Here is a 20,843-nt window from a genome sequence, read left to right on the forward strand (position 1 = left end):
GATATCTATTGCAACCAGCCACGTACCCAGTCCATCACCGAGTCGCCCGGCGTCGCCTGGCCACAACCCGGCCCGGGCACGGGCTCACTGCCGCGAATATAAGGCATCTGCACGGCCCCGGGGCAGTCCTGGGAACTACCTTGCCCGGTCCGGGAGTCGATCCACGCCCAGTCCACGTTATCCGGCTTGGGCATATCCAGCGATAGCGGACCGGCGCGCTTCATGAACTCCGTCCAGATCGGCAAGGCGCCGCTGGCACCGGTCAGCGGGGTACGACCATTGTCGTCGCGACCGACCCAGACCACCGCCAACAGGTCCTGACCGAAGCCGGCGAACCAGGCATCGCGAGAGTCGTTGGTGGTGCCGGTCTTGCCGGCCAGGTTCAGCGACGCCGGCAACTGCCTGTAGACGGCGCTCCCGGTCCCCTCACGCATCACCCGCTGCATGGCGTTCTGGGTCAGGTAGATGGCCCCCGCATCGAAACGCTGCTGGATCTGGAAGGGGTAGCGCTTGAGCGGCTGGCCCTGAGCGGTGAGCACGCTGCGGATCGAACGCAGGGGCGTATTGAACCCCCCGTTGGCCAGCGTCTGGTACATGTTCGCCACTTCCATCGGCGTCAGCGCACCGGCACCCAGCAGCATCGAGGGATAGGCCGGCCACTCGCGCTCGACGCCCAGCCGCTGCAGGGTCTTGAGAACCTGTGGTACGCCCAGGTCCAACCCGAGGCGGGCGCTGGACAGGTTGTAGGAGTGCGCCAGCGCCTGGTACAGGTAGAGCGTGCCATGCGCCTGGCGATCGTAGTTCTGCGGTGTCCACACCTGGCCATCGGCGCCCTTGACTGAGAACGGCTCGTCCTCGATCAGGCTGGTCAGGGTGTACTGGCTCGGGTGTTCCAGGGCTGTCAGGTAGATCGCCGGCTTGATCAGCGAACCAATCGGTCGCACGGCGTCAAGGGCGCGATTGAAGCCTGCGAAACGCGGCTGACGCCCACCCAGCAGGGCCTGTACCTCCCCCGTCTCCGGATTGGTGACGACCATCGCCGCCTCGAACTGATCGCTCCCCTTGCGCCCGGCCAGGCGCTTCATGCTCGCCTCCATCGAGGTCTCGGCCTTGCGCTGAAGGACCGGGTCGAGGCTGGTGAAGATACGCAGGCCTTCCTCCGTGAGGTCCTCTTCGCGGTAGTCCTGGCGCAACTGGCGCTTCACCAGATCCATGAAGGCGGGATAGGTGCTGTCCGCCAGGCTGCCGCGGGTCGCCACGCCCAGCGGTCGCTGCTTGGCCTGGGCAGCTTCCTCGGCGGTGACCACGCCTTGATCGGCGAGCAGATCGATCACCAGGTTGCGCCGCGCCAGGGCCCGCTCCGGGTGCCGACGCGGGTTGTAGTAGGTCGGTCCCTTGACCATCCCCACCAACAACGCAACTTGATGCAGACGCAACTCGGACAGCGGCTGGTTGAAGAAATACTGACTGGCCAGGCCGAAACCATGGATGGAGCGCGAGCCATCCTGGCCGAGGAACACCTCGTTCAGGTAAGCCTCCAGAATCTCCTGCTTGCTGTAGTGCAGCTCCAGCAACACGGCCATCATCGCTTCGGTGGCCTTGCGCGTGATGCTACGCTCGTTGGTCAGGAAGAAGTTCTTCACCAACTGCTGGGTCAGGGTACTGCCACCCTGCACCACGGCGCCGGAGGTCGCGTTGACCCAGAGCGCGCGCGCGATGCCCTTCGGCGAAATGCCGAAATGGTCGAAGTAGTCACGATCCTCGGTGGCGACCAACGCCTCGATCAAATACGCCGGTGCCTGGTCGAGCTGGATGAGGATGCGGTCCTCATTGTGCGCAGGGTAAAGACCACCGATCAGCAGGGGCTCCAGGCGCGCCACCGGCAGCGCACTGCCATCACCCTGGCGCAGCGTGCTGACGCTGTTGCCGGAGAAGCTGACGCGCACCTCGCGGGAGGGCTCCGCACCTTCATAGAACTGGAAGCCGCGGGTATGCAGCACCACCTGGTTGCCGTTGACCGCCACACCGCCCGGTCCATCCACTGCGTTCTCGCGACGGTAGCCCAGGGCATCCAGTTCCTGCAGGAAATCATCGCGCTGCAGACGCTGGCCGGCGAACAGTTCCAGCGGACGCGCATAGACCTTGGCCGGCACCGTCCAGCGCTTGCCGGAGAATTTTTCCTGGACCACTGCATCGAGATAAACGGCGAAGCCGCCCAATGCGACGAGGCCGACCAGGCCGAGTTTGACCAGCCAGCCGAGCAGCGCGGGGCGACGGGATGACTTGCGTTTGGAGCGGGAGCGGGGGGAGCGGGATTTCGTCATGGTGGCGGATTATACGCGGTTGCCGTCTGACCGGCAGATGCGCTGGCAGTTCGCAGACCAAACGACAATCGCCATAATAAAGTGAATCGAACGTCTGCCGACCAAAGGAAGTCCCGTGAGCCGAGCCCTGTTGCAAGCCCTGCAAAACCCTGCCCTCTACCCGCATCCGGTGGAGTCCTTCGAGGTCATCGAGACACATATCAGCTGGGTGCTGCTGACCGGACCCTTCGCCTACAAGATCAAGAAGCCGGTCGACTTCGGCTTTCTAGACTTCACCACCGCCGAACGCCGCAAGCACTTCTGCGAGGAAGAGCTGCGCCTCAACGGGCGACTGACCCGTGACCTTTATCTCGACGTACTCCCGATCAGCGGCAGCGAAGACGCGCCGCTCCTGGATGACGCCAGCGCGCCCTTCGAATATGCGCTGAAGATGCGCCAGTTCCCCCAGCAGGACCTGCTGGCCGCCGTCCAGGCCCGCGGTGAACTGTGCAGTGGCCAGGTCGACGGACTCGCCCGGCAGATCGCCGATTTCCACGCCCGTACGCCCCAGGTGCCGGTCGATCATCCGCTGTGCAGCGCGGACGCCATCGTGGCACCGATGTACCAGAACTTCGAGCAGATCCGCCCCCTGCTCAGCGAGCCGCGTGACCTGCAGCAACTCGACGCCCTGGAGGCCTGGACGCTCAGCAGCATCGAGCGCCTGCGCCCCTTGCTGGAAACCCGCGCCAAGGATGGTTCCATTCGCGAATGCCACGGTGACCTGCACCTGGGCAACGCCACGCTCATCGATGGCGAGCCGGTGCTCTTCGACTGCATCGAGTTCAACGAGGAATTCCGCTTCAATGACATCGCCCTGGATGCCGCCTTCCTGGCTATGGACCTCGAGGACCGCGGCCTGAAGAACCTCGCTCGACGCTTCCTCAGCGCCTGGCTGGAGGCCACCGGCGAGCATGCCTGCCTGCCGTTGTTCAACCTGTACAAGGCGCACCGCGCAGTGGTGCGCGCGAAGATCAACCTGTTCCGTCTTGGCCAGGAGGACGACAAGGTCAAGCGTGCGGTGATCCTGCGTCAGTACCGCGCGCTCGCCGATCTGGCCGAAAGCTACAGCAGCATTCCCTCGCGTTTCCTCGCCATCACCCATGGCGTCTCGGCTGTCGGCAAGAGCCACGTGGCCCTGCGGCTGGTGGAAGCCCTGGGCGCCGTCCGCCTGCGTTCGGACGTCGAGCGCAAGCGTCTGTATCCGGGGGCCGCACTGGACGAGCTGTATTCCAGCGGCGCCACCCAGGCCACCTACGTGCGCCTGCATCAACTGGCCGAAGCGGCCCTCAAAGCGGGCTATCCGGTGGTCATCGACGCCACCTACCTCAAGCGCGAACCGCGCCAGGAAGCCTGCCGCATCGCCGAAGAGACCGGCGTGCCCTTCGTCATCCTCGACTGCCAGGCGCCCGAAGCGGTGATCGCCCAGTGGCTGGAGCAGCGCCGTCAGGATGGCAACGACCCCTCGGACGCTACCCTCGACGTAGTACGCGCACAGCAGGCCGGTCGCGAGCCACTGGACGACGGGGAGAAGAACCACAGCCGTCGGGTGCAGACGGACGACAGCGCCAGCCTGGATGGCTTGGTCGGCCGCTTGCGCGAGTGCCTGCCGGGCCTCTGAGGGGTGAATAAAGATGATGCCTTCGAGCAACGGCGACGAACGGTAAAAAAACTTCGATCCGAACGTTGACTCACGAATGAGAATTGTTATTATTAACCCAACTGGTCGCGAGGCCAGCCGGTAAGCTGAAGACGCAGTCGGCTCTTCAGATTATCTCCTCATCAGGCTAATCACGGTTTTAGACCCGCCTCTTGGCGGGTCTTTTTTTGCCTGCCGATTCGCCCAACCTCACCGCTCAGGGCTCGAAGGCCGCACAGGGATCGCCCCGCTCGGGAGACCCGGTGAACCAGGCGTAATCGGCCTGCGCCTGGCCCAGCGTCTCACCGGCCTCCGCCAGCATCAGCACCACCGGCCGCGCGCCGTCGGCATCCTGCAGGTGCAGAGGCGCGCCCAGGTCCTGCCGCACATGGAAAGCCCCCGCCACCAGCAGCGCAGGCTGCGGGGCTCTCAACAGCTCTTCCGCCATGCGCCGATCACGCTGCTGCTGGACGGCCAGCATCGCCGGCAACTGGCTTTCCGGCAGCTTGCCGCAGTGTGACTCACGGATCTGCCCGAGCAACGCCTCGCGCACGACCGGCGCCGATGCGCGGGGTCCGGCCAGGGTGGGCGGCTGGCGATAGACCTTCATCAACTCATCGCGCCCGAGATTGGCCGCAAACAGCGGATAGGACTGCGCCAGTGCGTGCCTCAGCAAGGGGCCATAGAGCGACCAGTCCCAGCCATCGCGCCAGGCCAGCGCCGCCGGTAGCTGAGCGTCCGCAGGCCGTTGTTCGCGGACAGCCACAATCAGCGGCTGTTGGTCCGGCTCGAGCATTTCCAGCAGAAGGCTGCCCTGGGGCCTGCGGCTTTCCAGCGCCTGCAGCAGCCACAACTCCAGCGCATGGTGGTCGGGGTTGTCATGCCGCTCTCCGACCAACAGCCGTGGCGCCTTCGCCAGACGCCGCAGCAGTTGCCGGGGGGTCAGGCTCTCACCGCTGTGCAGATCGACGATGCGCCCGAATTCCGCCGCCTCACGCCCCTCCTCCGTCTGCCAGCGCGGCAACGGTGGCAACGCCTGGCAGGCGGCAAGCGAGAGCGACAAGGCGAGCAGCAGGAGGCGCATGACGGGTATCCAGGGCAGACAGACAGCCCTGAGTCTAACGCCGCCCGGCGCTCGCCAGGCGAATCGCGATCAGCGCACCACCACCAGCGGATGGTCGCGTTCGGGGTGACGCTGGACCAGCACATCGAGGCCGAACACCGCGCGGATCGCGTCGGCCTCAAGCACCTGTGCCGTGGCTCCCAGGCGGCTCGCACGGCCACCCTCGAGCAGCAGCAGGCGATCGCAATAACGGGCGGCGAGGTTCAGGTCGTGGAGAATCACCAGCACCGCCACACCCCGTGCAGCGATCGCAGTGGCCGCTTGCAGGATGCTGTGCTGGTGTAGCGGATCGAGTGCCGCGGTCGGTTCGTCGAGCAGCAGCACCTGCCCTGACTCACCCGGCCAGAGCTGGGCGAAGACCCGCGCCAGATGTACGCGCTGGCGCTCGCCGCCGGACAGCCTCAGGTAGTTGCGCCCCATCAGGTAGCTCGCATCGACAGCGTGCAGCGCCTGCTCGACGACGGCCGCGTCCGCCTGGCGACCGCTGGCATGCGGCAGGCGCCCCATGCCGACCACCTCCTCGACGCGGAAGGCGAAGCCGAGTTGCGACTGCTGCGGCAGCACTGCCAGTTGGCGTGCCCGAGCCGCCCCCTCCCAGTCGCGCAGCGTGCGCCCGTGCAGACTGACGCCACCGGCGTACGCCGGCAGCTCGCCGCAGAGCGCGCCCAGCAAGGTGCTCTTGCCGGCGCCGTTGGGGCCCAGTACGCCGAAGACTTCCCCCGGCTGCAGCGACAGGTCGATGGCCGAGAGCACCTCCCGGCCGGCGCGCCGCACGCACAATCCCTGGGCAGTGAGCATCAGTGACGTCCCCGTGCCAGCAGCCAGAGAAAGAACGGCGCACCGATCAGCGCCGTGACGATCCCGATGGGCAGTTCCGCCGGCGCCAGCACCAAGCGTGCCGCCAGGTCGGCGAAGAGCAGCAGCGCGCCACCGGCAAGCGCCGCCGCCGGCAACAACACGCGATGATCGGGACCGCAGAGCAACCGCACGAGGTGCGGAACCACCAGGCCGACGAAGCCGATCAGCCCCGCCGCAGCGACCGCGGCCCCCACACCGAGCGCGGTACAGAACACCAGCTCGGCCTTCAGCCGTTCGACGTCGAAACCCAGGTGACGCGCCTCCGACTCGCCGAGCAACAGAGCGTTGAGCGCCGCGGCCCGGCGCGGCAACCACAGGGCGACCGCCAGCACCACCAGCAGCAATGGCCACAGCCGCGCGTAGCTGGCGCCATTGAGGCTACCCAGATTCCAGAACGTCAGGCTGCGCAGGGTGGCATCGTCGGCAAGGTAGGTGAACAGGCCTATCAGCGCCCCCGCCAGCGCTGTCAGTGCGATGCCAGCGAGCAGCATGGTGGCGACGCTGGTACGCCCGTTCTGACGCCCGAGGCGGTAGACCAGGGCGGTCACCAGCAGTCCGCCGGCGAACGCGCAGAGCGACAGCAGATAGGGCTCCAGCAGCGGCGGCAGTCCACCCAGCTCGGCGCCCATGACGATCGCAAGGGCAGCGCCCAGTGCCGCGCCACTGGAGACGCCAACCAATCCCGGATCGGCCAGCGGATTACGAAACAGGCCCTGCATCGCGACCCCGGCCAGCGCCAGCACCGCGCCCACCGCCAGCCCCAGCAAGGCCCGCGGCAGGCGGATTCGCCCGATGATCAACTCGGCCTGGGCCAGATCCGCATCACCCGGTGAGAGCCCCGCCAGCGACAGCCCGGCGCGCAGCGTATCGCCCAACGGCAGACTCACCGGGCCCAGCGCCAGCGACAGCCAGAAGGCCAGCAACAGGAGCAGCGCAAGGGTGACGAACAGGCTTCGCGGGGACAACGGGGGACTCATCGAGGATCTTGTTCGACCGTTTCGGCGGAAGGATAGAAACGCTGCGACAACCACTCCAGCGCCTGCGGGATCCGAGGGCCGAGACCGCCGACCAACAGCGTCGGATCGAGGCCAAGGATACGCCCCTCGCGCGCGGCGCGCCCATGGGCCAATGCCGGTTGCGCGCTGAGCAACGCTTCACGCGCCGCCGCTTCGCCGAGGCTGCGGTCGCTGACGATCAGCACATCGGCATCCAGACCGGTCAGGGCCTCGGCGGAGAGCGGCTTGTAGCCGTCGTGGGTCGCCAGGTTGCGGCCACCGGCGCGGCGAATCAGCCAGTCAGCCGCCGTATCACGCCCGCCGACCAGGGTACTACCACCGGCATGACTGAGCACCAGCAGCACGCCCGGGGCCCGGCCGTCGCCCCGGGCCTGGCGTATCCACGCGCTGCGCTGCTGTAACTCGGCATGAAAGTCCTTGGCCAGTTGCGCAGCTTTTCCGCGCGCACCGAGCAGCATCCCCAGGCGCGTCAGGGTGTCATCCAGCGCCGCCTCGCTGGGCTGCGCCGATAGGCGCTCGACCCTCACGCCGGCAGCCTGCAACTGCTCGAGAACCGGCGGAGGCCCCATTTCCTCGCTGCCCAGCACGAGTTGCGGGCGCAACGCCAATACCCCCTCGGCGGACAACTGCCGCTGGTAACCAACGCTCGGCAATTGCCGCAACGCCGGCGGGTTGAGGCTGGTGGTATCGACGCCGACGAGACGCTCCTGCGCCCCCAGGGCCACCACCCACTCGCTGATCGAACCGCCCGCACTGACCACCCGCTGCGCAACCTGCTCGGCTGACGCCGGCAACCCGGCCAGCATCAACAGTCCACAGACCAGGTACTTCATGGCTCACCTCCAGGCTTTGCGGGGATTCAACCAACGCCCGCCAGGTCTTGAGCAGCGCCTGCGGCATCTGGGAGACAGAAGCATTCGTCGCTACGGCCGGAGCAGGCAGGAAGACCGCAGCATAACGACGCGCGCACGCAGATACAAATCAATCTCATCTGCGAGGATGTTTCATGTAGAGCATCGACTCGCGGTCGCCGTGCGCCCAGGGGATAATCCCGTGCCACGGAGGTGAACATGAAACGACTGTGTTCCAGCCAGACGCTGGAGGAGGGCCAGGCCCGGGCCCTGCAACTGGAAGACCTGGCATTGCTGGCGGTACGCCGCGATGGGCGCGCCTACGTCTATCACAACCACTGCCCGCACCGGGGTGTGGCCCTGAACTGGCGCGAGGATGACTTTCTCGACGACAGCGGCAGCCTTCTGCGCTGCTCGGTGCATGGCGCGCTGTTTCTCATCGAGGACGGCGAGTGCGTCACCGGACCCTGCGCGGGCGAACGCCTGCGAGGCTTGCCTTGCGAAGAGCGGGAAGGCTGGCTGTGGCTAGAGGACGACGCGTAGCGGCCGTACCAGGCGGATCTCCTCAGGCGATAGCTGCGCCCCGTAGGCCAGTACCTGCACGCCGGCGGCACGCGCCTCACGCAGCGCCTGAGCGTAGGCCGGATCGATCTCCTCGGCGGCGCGCACCGCCTCGACAGCGGAAAGATTCACGCAGTAGAGCAGCGCACAGCGCACGCCATCGCGCGCCAGTGCCGCCAGCTCACGCAGGTGCTTGGCGCCACGCTGGGTGCGCGCATCCGGAAAGGCCGCCACCGGGTCGTCGGCAAAGCCCAGGGTGACGCTCTTCACCTCCAGGTACAGCGGCCCATCGGGGTATTCCAGGAGAAAATCGACGCGGCTGTTTTCCTGTCCGTAGCGCACCTCACGGCGCAACGAGAGAAAACCCGCAAGCTCGCTGATCACCCCGCCTCGCAACCCTTCCTCGACCAGGGCATTGGCACGACCGGTATTGATGCAAGCGAGCCTCCCATGGGGCGTTTCACCCAGCTCCCAGGTAGCCGACAGTTTGCGCTTGGGATCGCTCGAGCGCTGCAGCCAGACACGCCCGCCTTCGGCCATGCAGTTGAGCATCGAGCCGGTGTTCGGGCAGTGGATGCACAGCGCCTCGCCGTCATCGGTGATGACATCGGCGAGAAAGCGCTTGTAGCGCCGTACCAGGCGGGCAGGCTGCAGGGGCGGATCGAAGCGCATCAGCCACGCCACTCGCGCAGGCCGAGCGCGATGCGCTCCACCGCCTGCTCCAGACGCGGCAAGTCCTGGGTATAGGCGAAGCGCACGTGACGGCTGGCCAGGTGACGACCGAAGTCCTGTCCCGGCGTGAAGGCCACGTGGCGGGTCTCCAGGAAATGTCGGCAGAAGGCGAAGGCATCGTCGCCGAAGGCACTGATGTCTGCGTAGAGATAGAAAGCGCCCTGGGGCTCGACCTCGATACGAAACCCCAGCTCGCGCAACGCCGGCAGGAGGAAGTCGCGGCGCTGAGCGAAGGCCTCGCGGCGTGCCTCGAGAATCTCCAGGGTGGCGGGCTCGAAGCACGCCAGCGCAGCATGCTGGGCCATGCTCGGCGCGCTGATGTAGAGGTTTTGCGCCAGTTTCTCCAGCTCGCCCACCGCCGCAGGCGGTGCCACCAGCCAACCCAGACGCCAGCCGGTCATGCCGAAATACTTGGAGAAGCTGTTGAGTACGAAGGCCTCGTCGTCCACCTCCAGCACGCTGGCGGCATCCGTCCCGTAGGTGAGGCCGTGGTAAATCTCGTCCACCACCAGATGCCCGCCGCGCTCGCGCAGGGCAGCGGAGAGCGCGGCCAGATCTTCCCGCGACAGCAGGGTGCCGGTGGGATTGGCCGGCGAGGCGACCAGCGCGCCGACGCTGTCTGCGTCCCAGTGCCGCGCCACCAGGCGCGGATCGAGCTGATAGCGCTCCGCGGGGCCGACCGGCACCAGTTGCGCGGCGCCCTCGACCAGGCGCAGGAAATGCCGGTTGCAGGGGTAGCCCGGGTCGGCCAGCAGCCAGTGACGCCCCGGATCGACCAACAGACTGCTGGCCAGCAGCAGTGCGCCGGAACCGCCGGGAGTAATCAGGATGCGTTCGGGGTCAATGCTTAACCCGTAGCGCCCGGCGTAGAAACCGGCGATGGCCTCGCGCAGCTGCGGCAGCCCGCGTGCCGCGGTGTAGCGGGTATGCCCGGCAGCCAGTGCGGCCTGCCCGGCGGCGACGATGGGCGCGGCGGTGGTGAAGTCCGGCTCGCCGATCTCCAGATGGATGACGTCATGGCCGGCAGCCTGCAGCTCATTGGCGCGGGCCAGCAGCGCCATCACCTGGAACGGCTCGATGGCGCGACTGCGGGCGCTGTAGGGGTGGGACATCGACCCTTCCTTTATATAGAGGCGCTATGGGGTGGAAGTGGCATTCTAACGGAGGCGTTACGCCTGCCACAGCACAGCAAAGCGGGGAGTAGCGCGGCCTCCGGCGATCTGGTAAGTTCGCCGGCTTGCAGACGAGGGGCCGGGCCAGCCGGCGAAGGACGCTGCTGCGCAATGGATCAAGAACATCGAGAGGCGGTCATCCATGCCAACAACGAGTGAACAGCCCGCATTGAACCGCGGCTACGAACCCTACAAGGAAACGCCCGGCGAAGAGTACATGGGCGAGCCCATGCGCGCGCACTTCGTTGCGATTCTCAACAAGTGGAAGAAGGAGCTGATGGAAGAGGTCGACCGGACCGTCAGCCACATGCAGGAAGAAGCGGCCAACTTCGCCGACCCTGCCGACCGCGCCACCCAGGAAGAAGAATTCAGCCTCGAGCTGCGTACCCGCGATCGTGAGCGCAAGCTGATCAAGAAGATCGACGAGACGCTGCAACTGATCGAGGACGAGGAATACGGTTGGTGCGATTCCTGTGGCGTCGAGATCGGCATTCGCCGCCTGGAAGCCCGCCCCACCGCGACGCTGTGCATCGACTGCAAGACGCTCGCGGAAATCAAGGAAAAGCAGATCGGCTCCTGAGTCGGACTGCGATGTCACGAAACGGGGCGCTTTGGCGCCCCGTTTTCGTTGTGGCGAGGGGGACGCCCTCGCCGGCCCCCTCCTGCTACTGCCATAATCGCTGCATGCCCGAAACAGACTATGTCGGCCGCTTCGCCCCGACGCCCAGCGGCTACCTGCACTTCGGCTCGCTGGTCGCCGCCCTCGCCTCCTATCTGGACGCCCGTGCCGTTGGCGGGCGCTGGCTGCTGCGTATGGAGGACTTGGACCCACCCCGGGAAGTACCCGGCGCAGCCGATGCGATCCTGCGCACGCTGGACGCCTATGGCCTGCACTGGGACGGCGAAGTGCTCTACCAGAGTCGCCGTCACACCGCCTACGCCGAGGTGATCGAGCACTGGCTGGGCAGCGGCCTGGCCTACGCCTGCCGCTGTTCGCGCAAGCAGCTCGAAGATCAGCCCATTTACCCCGGCACCTGTCGTAATGCCCTGCACCAGCGCCACGACGCCGCCATCCGCCTGCGTGTGCCCGCACTCGAGTACGCCTTCGATGATCGCCTGCAGGGGCATTTCGCCCAGCATCTGGGACGTGAAGTCGGCGACTTCGTCATCCAGCGCCGTGATGGCCTGTACGCCTACCAATTGGCGGTGGTGCTCGACGACGGCCTGCAGGGCGTACGCCAGATCGTCCGCGGCGCCGACCTGCTCGACTCCACGCCACGCCAGTTGTACCTGCAGGAACTGCTCGGCCTGCCCGCCCCCAGCTATCTGCACGTCCCGCTGATCGTGCAGCCGGACGGCCACAAGCTCGGCAAGCGCTACCGCACCCCACCGCTGCCCACCGACCAGGCCGCGCCGCTCCTGCTACGCGCCCTGCGCGCCCTGGGCCAGCCCACGGAGCCGGCCCTGGCCGACGCCTGCGTGGAGGAAGTGCTCGCCTGGGGCGTGGCGCACTGGAACCCGGCGCGGCTGCCGCGTAGCCCAAGCCTGGCCGAGGCGGGCCTGCGCTGAAGGCCGCTCGCCAAGTGGCGCCACAGTCCGTATAAACGGTAGTCCTTGATCAGACACAGACCGCGACATGTACATCTACCGACTGGTGCTGCTCCTGGTGGTCGGCATCTACCTCTTCTCGCCGGCCATCATGGACTGGTGGATCGACCCCAACGGCGCCTGGTATCGCCCCTACCTGCTGTGGCTGATTCTCATCGTGGTCACCGTGCTGCTGCAGACCGGGAGGGACAGCGATGAGCTTTAGCCTCGGCCAGTTGCTCGGCATCAGCGCGCTCTACCTGCTTGCCCTGTTCAGCGTCGCCTGGCTCAGCGACCGCGGCGCGATTCCGCGCCGGATTATCCGCCACCCGCTGGTTTACACCCTGTCGCTGGGCGCCTATGCCAGCGCCTGGGCGTTCTATGGCACCGTCGAACTGGCCTACCAGTACGGCTATGGCTTCCTCGCCAGCTACCTGGGGGTCTCCGGAGCCTTCATGCTGGCGCCGGTGCTGTTGTTCCCGATCCTGCGCATCACCCGCACCTACCAGCTCTCGTCGCTGGCGGATCTCTTCGCGTTCCGCTTCCGTAGTACCTGGGTCGGCACCCTGACCACCCTGTTCATGCTGCTCGGCCTGCTACCGCTGCTGGCCTTGCAGGTCCAGGCGGTGACCGACGCCATCGCCCTGCTCACCCACGCTCCGGTGAAGGCGCGAGTGGCGCTGTCCTATTGCGTCCTACTGATCCTCTTCACCATCCTCTTCGGCGCGCGCCACATCGCCAGCGGCGAGAAGCATTCCGGCCTGGTGTTCGCGATCGCCTTCGAATCGGTGGTCAAGCTGTGCGCCCTCGGCGGCATCGGCCTGTACGCCTTCATCTCCGTGTTTCACGGCGCCTCCGGGCTGGAACGCTGGCTGCTGGACAACCAGAGCGCGCTGACCACGTTGCACACGCCGCTGCAGGAAGGTCCCTGGCGCACCCTGCTGCTGGTGTTCTTCGCCTCGGCGATCGTCATGCCGCACATGTTCCACATGACCTTCACCGAGAACATCGAACCCCGTGCGCTGCTCAGCGCCAGCTGGGGTCTGCCGCTGCTGCTGCTGTTGATGAGCCTGGCCGTGCCTCTGATCCTCTGGGCCGGCCTGAAGATGGGCGTGGAGACCGATCCGGAATACTTCGCGTTGGGCCTGGGGCTGACCACAGGCAATTCGGCGCTGGTGCTGCTCGCCTACGTCGGCGGCCTGTCGGCCTCCAGTGGCCTGGTGATCGTCTCCACCCTGGCGCTGTCGGGCATGGCGCTCAACCATCTGGTCCTGCCGCTCTACCAGCCACCTACCGGCGGCAACATCTATCGCTGGCTACGCTGGACGCGCCGCGGGCTGATCGCCGCGATCATCCTCACCGCCTACGGCTTCTACCTGATGCTCGGCGCCAAGCGCGACCTGTCCTACCTGGGCATCGTGTCCTTCGTCGCCACCCTGCAGTTCCTGCCTGGGGCACTCTCGGTGCTCTACTGGCAGCCCGCCAACCGCCGCGGCTTCCTCGCCGGCCTCGCCGCGGGTGCCTCGGTCTGGGCGCTGACCATGCTGGCGCCGCTCATCGGCAATCTGGAAGGTTTCCAGTTGCCACTGTCCGGCGTGATCTACAGCCTCGACGACCGCAGTTGGCACCTGGCGGCCATCGCCTCGCTGGCGGCCAACGTCCTGGTCTTCACCCTGGTCTCGTTGTTCACCCAGACCTCCGCCGAAGAGCGCAGCGCCGCCGAGGCCTGCGCGGTGGACAACGTACGCCGACCGGCGCGCCGCGAGCTGCAGGCCGGTTCGCCCCAGGAATTCGCCACCCAGCTGGCTACACCGCTGGGCGCCAAGAGCGCGCAACGCGAGGTACAGCAGGCGCTGAGCGACCTGCACCTGCCCTTCGATGAGCACCGCCCCTACGCCCTGCGACGCCTGCGCGACCGCATCGAGGCGAACCTCTCCGGGCTGATGGGACCGAGCGTGGCGCAGGAGATGGTCGAGACCTTCCTGCCCTACAAGGCCAACGCCAGCGGCTATGTCACCGAGGACATCCACTTCATCGAGAGCCGCCTGGAGGACTACCAGTCGCGCCTCACGGGCCTGGCCGCAGAGCTCGACGCCCTGCGCCGCTACCATCGGCAGACCTTGCAGGAGCTGCCGATGGGCGTCTGCTCCCTGGCCAAGGACCAGGAGATCCTCATGTGGAACCGCTGCATGGAGGAACTCACCGGAATCGCCGCCAGCCGTGTGGTCGGCTCACGCCTAGCGAGCCTAGACGAGCCCTGGAAAGGCCTGCTGGAGCGCTTCGCCGAGGCGCGCGACGAGCACCAGTATAAGCGCCGACTGACCGTCGAGGGACGTGCGCGCTGGCTGAACCTGCACAAGGCGGCGATCGACGAACCGCTGGCGCCGGGCAGCAGCGGTCTGGTCCTGCTGGTCGAGGACCAGACCGGCATCCAGTCGTTGGAAGAGAAGCTGGTGCACTCCGAACGCCTGGCGAGTATCGGCCGCCTGGCCGCTGGCGTCGCCCACGAGATCGGCAACCCGATCACCGGGATCGACTGCCTGGCGCAGATTCTCCGCGAGGAGCGCAAGGACGACCCTGAACTCATCGAGATCGGCGGGCAGATCATCGAGCAGACGCGCCGCGTCACCCGCATCGTGCAGTCGCTGATGAACTTCGCCCACGCCGGCGGTCGCCAGCAGGAAAGCGAGTCGGTGAACCTGGCCGAGATCTCGCAGCAGGCCATCGCCCTGCTCTCGCTGAACAAGAAGAGCGTCGACGTGGTGTTCCACAACCTCTGCGACCCGGCGCACCTCGCCGAAGGCGATCCCCAGCGCCTCACACAGGTGCTGGTCAACCTGCTCGCCAACGCCCGCGATGCCTCGCCCGACGGCGGCTTGGTGCGTGTCAGCTCCAGTGCCGACGCGGAAAGCGTCGAGCTCATCGTCGAGGACCAGGGCAGCGGCATTCCCAAAGACATCGGCGACCGCCTGTTCGAGCCCTTCTTCACCACCAAGGACCCCGGCAAAGGAACCGGGCTGGGCCTCGCGCTGGTCTATTCCATCGTGGAAGAGCATTATGGACAGATAACATTCGACAGCCCGGCCGACCCGCAGACCCTGCGCGGCACCCGTTTCAGGGTGCGTTTGCCGAGGCATGTCGAGACGAACTCCACTGCCCTCTGAAGGCGTCGGCCGGGCCCGCTGCCACTTGGCAGCGAAGGCTCCCCCGCCCGCAGACCGTCGAGAGAGCCTTTTAATGCCTCATATCCTCATCGTCGAAGACGAAACCATCATCCGCTCCGCCCTGCGCCGGCTGCTGGAACGCAACCAGTACCAGGTCAGCGAGGCCGGCTCGGTGGCAGAAGCCCGCGAGCGCTACAGCATTCCCGATTTCGACCTGGTGATCAGCGACCTGCGCCTGCCCGGCGCCCCGGGCACCGAGATGATCGGCCTGGCCGCCGGCACCCCGGTGCTGATCATGACCAGTTACGCCAGCCTGCGCTCGGCGGTGGACTCGATGAAGCTCGGCGCGGTGGACTACATCGCCAAGCCCTTCGACCATGACGAGATGCTCCAGGCGGTGGCGCAGACACTGCGCTCCCGTGGCAACCGCGGCGAAGCCCCCGCCTCCCAGGCCGATGCCGTCGCGCCGGCCACCGGTGACATCGGCATCATCGGCACCTGCAGCCCCATGCAGGATCTCTACGCGAAGATCCGCAAGGTCGCGCCCACCGACTCCACGGTGCTCATCCAAGGCGAGTCCGGCACCGGCAAGGAACTGGTCGCACGCGCCCTGCACAACCTCTCGCGCCGCGCCAAGGCGCCCCTGATCTCGGTGAACTGCGCGGCGATTCCGGAAACCCTGATCGAATCCGAACTGTTCGGTCACGAGAAGGGCGCGTTCACTGGCGCCAGCGCCAGCCGTACCGGCCTGGTGGAGGCCGCCGATGGTGGCACGCTGTTCCTCGACGAGATCGGCGAGCTGCCGCTCGAAGCCCAGGCTCGCCTGCTGCGCGTGCTGCAGGAAGGCGAGATACGCCGGGTGGGTTCGGTGCAGTCGCAGAAGGTCGACGTACGACTGATAGCCGCCACCCACCGCGATCTCAAGACCCTCGCCAAGACCGGGCAGTTTCGCGAAGACCTCTACTACCGCCTGAACGTCATCGCCCTGCGTTTGCCGCCGCTGCGTGAACGTGGCAACGACGTCCTGGAAATCGCTCGTGCCTTCCTCACCCGTCAGGGCGCACGCACCGGGCAGGACGGCCTGCGCTTCGGCGCCGATGCCGAGCGCGCCATCCGCCAGTACAGCTGGCCGGGCAACGTACGTGAACTGGAAAACGCCATCGAGCGAGCGAGCATTCTCTGCGAGGGACCGACGATCTCCGCCGAGCTGCTGGGCATCGATGTCGAGCTCGCCGAACTCGACGACGACGACTTCGAGATGGCCCCCAACGGCAGCGCAAGCCAGAGCCTGGAGCCGACCGAGGACCTGTCGCTGGAGGACTACTTCCAGCACTTCGTCCTCGAGCACCAGGAGCACATGACCGAGACCGAACTGGCCCGCAAGCTCGGCATCAGCCGCAAATGCCTCTGGGAACGTCGCCAGCGCCTGGGGATTCCACGGCGTAAAAGCAGCAGCACCGCCGGCTGAGTGTGGGATGCGTCTATTCCGGGTGTTACCGCACCCGTGCCGGCGTAACAGACGGGCGGGCGCGACGGTAACGAAAGCACCTCCCGGGCGGCTCCCGAAATCGCCCAGATTTCACTAACTCATTGTTTTACAAGCAATACCAAAAGTTGGCACAGCAAATGCTTTAGTTCGAGCACAACAAAAACAACAAACCCGAACCCAACAAGAACAACACGAAACGGCTCCAGCATAACAACGACAAGACAGCGGAGGCGCAGCTAACTGATTCTTTTGGAGAGGATGTCCCCGGGGCGACCCGGACCGATTGACGAGAACAAGACTGCGCCAGGCAGCGACGATAATCGGTAGAACGCGCAAGCGCTCACGACCTCAGCGTCCAAAGTAATCCGTTTGCTCTTGGCTCCCGATTTTGGGAGATCGCCACCGGCCTCCGGGCCGACTGGTGAGCCGGGTAACAAAAACAACAAGACCCGGAACCTCGAGAACAACAAAATGCAGGCCTGGTTCGGGGGGACGAGAGTCCCCCCGAGTCGCTTGTCAAGTGCATATTGTTCTAGGCAGTGCTAAAATCCGCGGTTTCCGTCCGGCGCCCTGTCCGGTCGCCCACCTCGACAACAGTGCCGCCCATGCTGAAGAAGCTGTTCCAGTCCTTTCGTTTTCCCCGCCTCCGCCCCCAGCAGACCCGCAGCACACCGACCGTCATCGGCGAGCGTCAGCACGCACTGCAGCGCCAGCGCATCAGTCGTAACGCGGTGAACGTGGTCGAGCGTCTGCAGAAAGCCGGCTATCAGGCCTACACCGTTGGCGGCTGTGTCCGCGATCTGTTGCTGGACATGACGCCGAAGGACTTCGACGTGGCAACCAACGCCACCCCCGAGCAGGTCCGCGCGCAATTTCGCAATGCCCGGGTGATCGGCCGCCGCTTCAAGCTAGCTCACGTGCAGTTCGGCCGCGAGATCATCGAGGTCGCCACCTTCCGCGCCAACCACCCGATCGCCGAGGATGACGAGGACGACAATCCGCTGGGCGTGCGCAACGAGAGCGGTCGCATTCTGCGCGACAACGTCTACGGCACCCTGGAGAATGACGCCCAACGCCGCGACTTCACCATCAACGCGCTCTACTACGACCCGGTCACCGGGCGCATTCTCGACTACGCCAACGGCGTGCATGACATCCGCAACCGCCTGGTGCGGCTGATCGGCGTGCCCGAGCAGCGCTACCAGGAGGACCCGGTACGCATGCTCCGAGCGGTGCGCTTCGCCGCCAAGCTGGACTTCGAGATCGAGCGCCACAGCGCCGAGCCGATCCGCCGCCTGGCGCACCTGCTGGAAGACATTCCTTCCGCGCGCCTGTACGACGAAGTGATCAAGCTGCTGCTTTCCGGCTACGCGGAGCGCACCTTCGAACTGCTGCTGGAGTACGACCTGTTCGCGCCGCTGTTCCCAGCCACCGCCCAGGCCATGCGCCACGACAGCGAATACGTCACCGCACTGGTCCGTCAGGCGCTGGCCAACACCGACGAGCGCATCGCCCAGGGCAAACCGGTCACCCCCGCGTTCCTCTTCGCCGCCCTGCTTTGGCCGGCGTTGCCCGCCCGCGTGCTCTACCACCAGGATCGTGGCCTGCCGCCGATCCCTGCGATGCAGGAAGCCGCCCACGACATCACCCTCGCCCAGTGCCGTCGTACCGCCGTGCCCAAGCGTTTCAGCATTCCGATGCGCGAAATCTGGGACATGCAGGAGCGCCTGCCGCGCCGCAGCGGCAAACGTGCCGACCAGCTCCTGGAAAGCCCGCGCTTCCGCGCCGGCTATGACTTCCTGCTGCTGCGCGAAAGCGCCGGCGAGCGTACCGACGGCCTGGGTGACTGGTGGACAGACTACCAGGACGCCGACGACAGCGAGCGGCGGCGGATGATCCGCGACCTCGGCAGCAAGGATGAGGGCGCCCCCCGCAAGCGCCGGCGCAGCGGCGGCCGTCGCCGGCGTGGCCCGCGTAACGAAGGTTCCGCCGGCGAATGAGCCAGCGCGTCTACCTCGGCCTGGGCAGCAACCTGGGCGACCCCCTGCGGCAACTGCACGAAGCCGTCGATGCGCTGCGCGTCCTGCCATCCACTCGCCTGGTTGCGGTGTCTTCCTTCTATTCCAGCGAGCCCCTCGGACCTGCCGACCAACCGCAGTACGCCAATGCGGTAGCGGCGCTGGATACCGACCTGCAACCCCTGGCGCTGCTCGACGAACTGCAGCGCATCGAACGCGAGCATGGCCGCGAGCGCAAGGCAGAGCGCTGGGGGCCGCGAACGCTGGACCTGGACATCCTGCTGTTCGGCGAGAAGCGCATCGATCTGCCGCGCCTGCAGGTCCCGCACTACCACATGCACGCGCGCCCCTTCGTGCTCTATCCACTGGCCGAGATCGCTCCGGCGCAGCTGCAACTGCCGGACGGCCGCCCCCTGCAGCAATGGCTGCAGGACTGCCCCCGCGAAGGGCTGGAGCGCCTGCCCGGCAATTGACTTGCACGGTCGCCACCGGGACTATAGCGCCCCTGGCCCACAGAGCCGGTAGACATAACCGGCAGAGATCGGGCGGCAGGGCGAACGGTGCGGTTGCGCTGGCCCCACACCGCCTGCGAGAGGACACACTTGATGCCTGTCACTACCCTGTCCACCCTGCGCGATCTCAAGTCGCGGGGTGAAAAGATCGTCATGCTGACCAGCTACGACGCCACCTTCGCCGCCGCCAGCTGCGCGGCCGGTGTGGAAGTCCTGCTGATAGGCGATTCGCTGGGCATGGTCCTGCAGGGCCACAACAGCACCGTACCGGTCAGCATGACCGACATGTGTTACCACACGGCCAACGTGGCACGTGGCAATGCCGGTGCCCTGGTCCTCGCCGACCTGCCGTTCATGGCCAACACCGACCTCACCCGCACGCTGGAAAACTGCGCCGAGCTGATGCGCGCCGGCGCCCACATGGTCAAGCTCGAAGGCGGCGCCTGGCTGGCCGAGACGGTGACCGCACTGGCTGAACGCGGCGTGCCGGCCTGCGTCCACCTGGGCCTGACGCCGCAGGCAGTGAATCTGTTCGGCGGCTACAAGGTGCAGGGACGCGGTGATGAGGCGGCACAGAAGCTACTCGACGAAGCACGCACCCTGGAAGCCGCTGGCGCCGCCATGCTGCTGCTCGAGTGCGTGCCCAGCGAACTGGCCGCACGCATCTCCCGTGCCGCCAAGGTCCCGGTAATCGGCATCGGTGCCGGTCCGGATACCGACGGCCAGGTGCTGGTGCTGCACGACATGCTCGGCTTGTCGCTCACCGGCCGCGTGCCCAAGTTCGTGAAGAACTTCATGGCCGGCCAGGCGAATATCCAGGGCGCTTTGACGGCCTACGCGCAGGCGGTGAAGAGCCGCCAGTTCCCCGCCGCCGAACACGGGTTCAACGCATGATCACCGTGCATAGCATCGCCGAACTGCGTCAGGCCGTGGCAGCGGCCCGCGCCGCCGGCCAGCGCATCGGCCTGGTGCCGACCATGGGTAATCTGCATGCCGGGCACATCTCGCTGCTGCGCAATGCCCGCCAGCGCGCCGGCTTCGTGGTCGCCAGCATCTTCGTCAATCCCCTGCAGTTCGGCCCCAGCGAAGACCTGGACAAGTATCCGCGCACCCTCGCCGAAGACCAGCGGCAACTGGCGGAAGCCGGCTGCGACCTGCTGTTCGCCCCCAACGTCGAGGAAATGTACCCCCACGGCATGGACCGCCAGGTCAAGGTGGTGGTCCCCGGCGTCAGCGAAGGGCTCTGCGGCGCCAGTCGCCCGGGGCACTTCGACGGCGTCTCCACCGTGGTCTGCAAGCTGTTCAACATGGTCCAGCCGGACGTCGCCGTGTTCGGCGAGAAGGACTTCCAGCAGTTGGCGGTGATCCGCGCCATGGTGGAAGAGCTGAACATGCCCATCGAGATCGTCGGCGGACGCACCGTGCGCGCCGACGACGGCCTGGCGTTGTCCTCGCGCAACGGCTACCTGGAGCCCGCCCAGCGCGACCTGGCACCGGCCTTCCCCGCCCAATTGCAAGCGCTGGCCGAGGCGATCCGCGGCGGTCGCCGCGACTACCCTACGCTGCTCGCCGAGGGGCGCGCGGCGCTGCAGGAACTGGGGCTCCATCCGGACTACCTGGAACTGCGCGAAGCCCGCGGGTTGCGCCCGGCGCAGCCGAGCGACCGCGACCTGGTCCTGCTCGGCGCGGTTTACCTGGGCAACACTCGACTGATCGACAACCTGCGCGTGGAATTGATCTGACGGTTCAGTCGCAGGCATC

Annotated in this window: 18 protein-coding genes; 11 read left to right on the forward strand and 7 right to left on the reverse strand. The window is 66.6% G+C overall.

What is annotated here, in order from left to right; all coding sequences use genetic code 11:
* Nucleotides 1-5 precede the first annotated feature (5 nt).
* Entirely contained in the window at nucleotides 6-2,324 is a 2,319-nt protein-coding gene (gene mrcB / locus ACYRGX_RS00075; RefSeq protein ID WP_473054599.1) for a penicillin-binding protein 1B, read from the reverse strand.
* 115 nt (nucleotides 2,325-2,439) lie between these two features.
* Between mrcB and ACYRGX_RS00080 the strand changes: the two genes are divergently transcribed.
* Nucleotides 2,440-3,981, forward strand: coding sequence for a bifunctional aminoglycoside phosphotransferase/ATP-binding protein (locus ACYRGX_RS00080; protein ID WP_473054600.1), 1,542 nt, complete (start codon nucleotides 2,440-2,442; stop codon nucleotides 3,979-3,981).
* Between the two features lie 235 nt (nucleotides 3,982-4,216).
* Here the strand turns inward: ACYRGX_RS00080 and ACYRGX_RS00085 are convergent, their stop codons facing one another.
* The 4 genes from ACYRGX_RS00085 to ACYRGX_RS00100 all read right to left on the reverse strand — a co-directional run bounded on the left by ACYRGX_RS00085 (nucleotide 4,217) and on the right by ACYRGX_RS00100 (nucleotide 7,829).
* The gene (locus ACYRGX_RS00085; protein ID WP_473054601.1) at nucleotides 4,217-5,083 is read right to left on the reverse strand and encodes a ChaN family lipoprotein; all 867 of its coding nucleotides are present in this window, start codon (nucleotides 5,081-5,083) and stop codon (nucleotides 4,217-4,219) included.
* Between the two features lie 69 nt (nucleotides 5,084-5,152).
* Nucleotides 5,153-5,920, reverse strand: a complete 768-nt coding sequence (locus ACYRGX_RS00090; protein ID WP_473054602.1) for a heme ABC transporter ATP-binding protein — start codon at nucleotides 5,918-5,920, stop codon at nucleotides 5,153-5,155.
* The gene (locus ACYRGX_RS00095; protein ID WP_473056598.1) at nucleotides 5,920-6,903 is read right to left on the reverse strand and encodes a FecCD family ABC transporter permease; all 984 of its coding nucleotides are present in this window, start codon (nucleotides 6,901-6,903) and stop codon (nucleotides 5,920-5,922) included. The genes ACYRGX_RS00090 and ACYRGX_RS00095 overlap by 1 nt, the downstream gene beginning before the upstream one ends.
* Before the next feature lie 50 nt (nucleotides 6,904-6,953).
* Nucleotides 6,954-7,829, reverse strand: a complete 876-nt coding sequence (locus ACYRGX_RS00100) for a heme/hemin ABC transporter substrate-binding protein (RefSeq protein ID WP_473054603.1) — start codon at nucleotides 7,827-7,829, stop codon at nucleotides 6,954-6,956.
* A gap of 237 nt (nucleotides 7,830-8,066) precedes the next feature.
* On the opposite strand from ACYRGX_RS00100, the gene ACYRGX_RS00105 reads away from it, so the two are divergent.
* Complete coding sequence (locus ACYRGX_RS00105) at nucleotides 8,067-8,390, forward strand: Rieske (2Fe-2S) protein (RefSeq protein ID WP_473054604.1); 324 nt, start codon at nucleotides 8,067-8,069, stop codon at nucleotides 8,388-8,390.
* On the opposite strand, the gene sfsA is transcribed toward ACYRGX_RS00105, so the two are convergent.
* Together sfsA and ACYRGX_RS00115 are read right to left on the reverse strand one after the other, a co-directional pair.
* The gene (gene sfsA, locus ACYRGX_RS00110) at nucleotides 8,373-9,080 is read right to left on the reverse strand and encodes a DNA/RNA nuclease SfsA (RefSeq protein ID WP_473054605.1); all 708 of its coding nucleotides are present in this window, start codon (nucleotides 9,078-9,080) and stop codon (nucleotides 8,373-8,375) included. The two genes, ACYRGX_RS00105 and sfsA, sit on opposite strands and share 18 nt — an antisense overlap.
* Entirely contained in the window at nucleotides 9,080-10,252 is a 1,173-nt protein-coding gene (locus ACYRGX_RS00115) for a pyridoxal phosphate-dependent aminotransferase (protein ID WP_473054606.1), read from the reverse strand. Before ACYRGX_RS00115 ends, sfsA begins: the two co-directional genes overlap by 1 nt.
* A 202-nt stretch (nucleotides 10,253-10,454) precedes the next feature.
* Here ACYRGX_RS00115 and dksA point away from each other — a divergent pair, with 202 nt between their 5' ends.
* The 9 genes from dksA to panC all read left to right on the forward strand — a co-directional run bounded on the left by dksA (nucleotide 10,455) and on the right by panC (nucleotide 20,824).
* Nucleotides 10,455-10,892, forward strand: a complete 438-nt coding sequence (dksA, locus tag ACYRGX_RS00120) for an RNA polymerase-binding protein DksA (protein WP_473054607.1) — start codon at nucleotides 10,455-10,457, stop codon at nucleotides 10,890-10,892.
* A gap of 104 nt (nucleotides 10,893-10,996) precedes the next feature.
* Complete coding sequence (gene gluQRS, locus ACYRGX_RS00125) at nucleotides 10,997-11,881, forward strand: tRNA glutamyl-Q(34) synthetase GluQRS (protein ID WP_473054608.1); 885 nt, start codon at nucleotides 10,997-10,999, stop codon at nucleotides 11,879-11,881.
* 67 nt (nucleotides 11,882-11,948) lie between these two features.
* Nucleotides 11,949-12,125, forward strand: coding sequence for a hypothetical protein (locus tag ACYRGX_RS00130; protein WP_473054609.1), 177 nt, complete (start codon nucleotides 11,949-11,951; stop codon nucleotides 12,123-12,125).
* Nucleotides 12,115-15,063, forward strand: a complete 2,949-nt coding sequence (locus ACYRGX_RS00135; protein ID WP_473054610.1) for an ATP-binding protein — start codon at nucleotides 12,115-12,117, stop codon at nucleotides 15,061-15,063. Before ACYRGX_RS00130 ends, ACYRGX_RS00135 begins: the two co-directional genes overlap by 11 nt.
* Nucleotides 15,064-15,136: 73 nt before the next feature.
* On the forward strand, nucleotides 15,137-16,531 hold the full coding sequence (locus ACYRGX_RS00140) for a sigma-54-dependent transcriptional regulator (RefSeq protein WP_473054611.1): 1,395 nt from the start codon (nucleotides 15,137-15,139) through the stop codon (nucleotides 16,529-16,531).
* Nucleotides 16,532-17,157: 626 nt separating this feature from the next.
* The gene (locus ACYRGX_RS00145; RefSeq protein ID WP_473054612.1) at nucleotides 17,158-18,552 is read left to right on the forward strand and encodes a polynucleotide adenylyltransferase PcnB; all 1,395 of its coding nucleotides are present in this window, start codon (nucleotides 17,158-17,160) and stop codon (nucleotides 18,550-18,552) included.
* Entirely contained in the window at nucleotides 18,549-19,043 is a 495-nt protein-coding gene (gene folK / locus ACYRGX_RS00150; protein WP_473054613.1) for a 2-amino-4-hydroxy-6-hydroxymethyldihydropteridine diphosphokinase, read from the forward strand. The genes ACYRGX_RS00145 and folK overlap by 4 nt, the downstream gene beginning before the upstream one ends.
* Before the next feature lie 132 nt (nucleotides 19,044-19,175).
* Nucleotides 19,176-19,976 carry a 3-methyl-2-oxobutanoate hydroxymethyltransferase gene (gene panB, locus ACYRGX_RS00155; RefSeq protein WP_473054614.1) on the forward strand — a complete coding sequence of 267 codons (801 nt, stop codon included), beginning with the start codon at nucleotides 19,176-19,178 and terminating at the stop codon, nucleotides 19,974-19,976.
* Nucleotides 19,973-20,824, forward strand: coding sequence for a pantoate--beta-alanine ligase (gene panC, locus ACYRGX_RS00160; protein WP_473054615.1), 852 nt, complete (start codon nucleotides 19,973-19,975; stop codon nucleotides 20,822-20,824). Before panB ends, panC begins: the two co-directional genes overlap by 4 nt.
* Nucleotides 20,825-20,843: the final 19 nt, after the last annotated feature.

The organism is Pseudomonas sp. R4-15 (assembly GCF_055768815.1).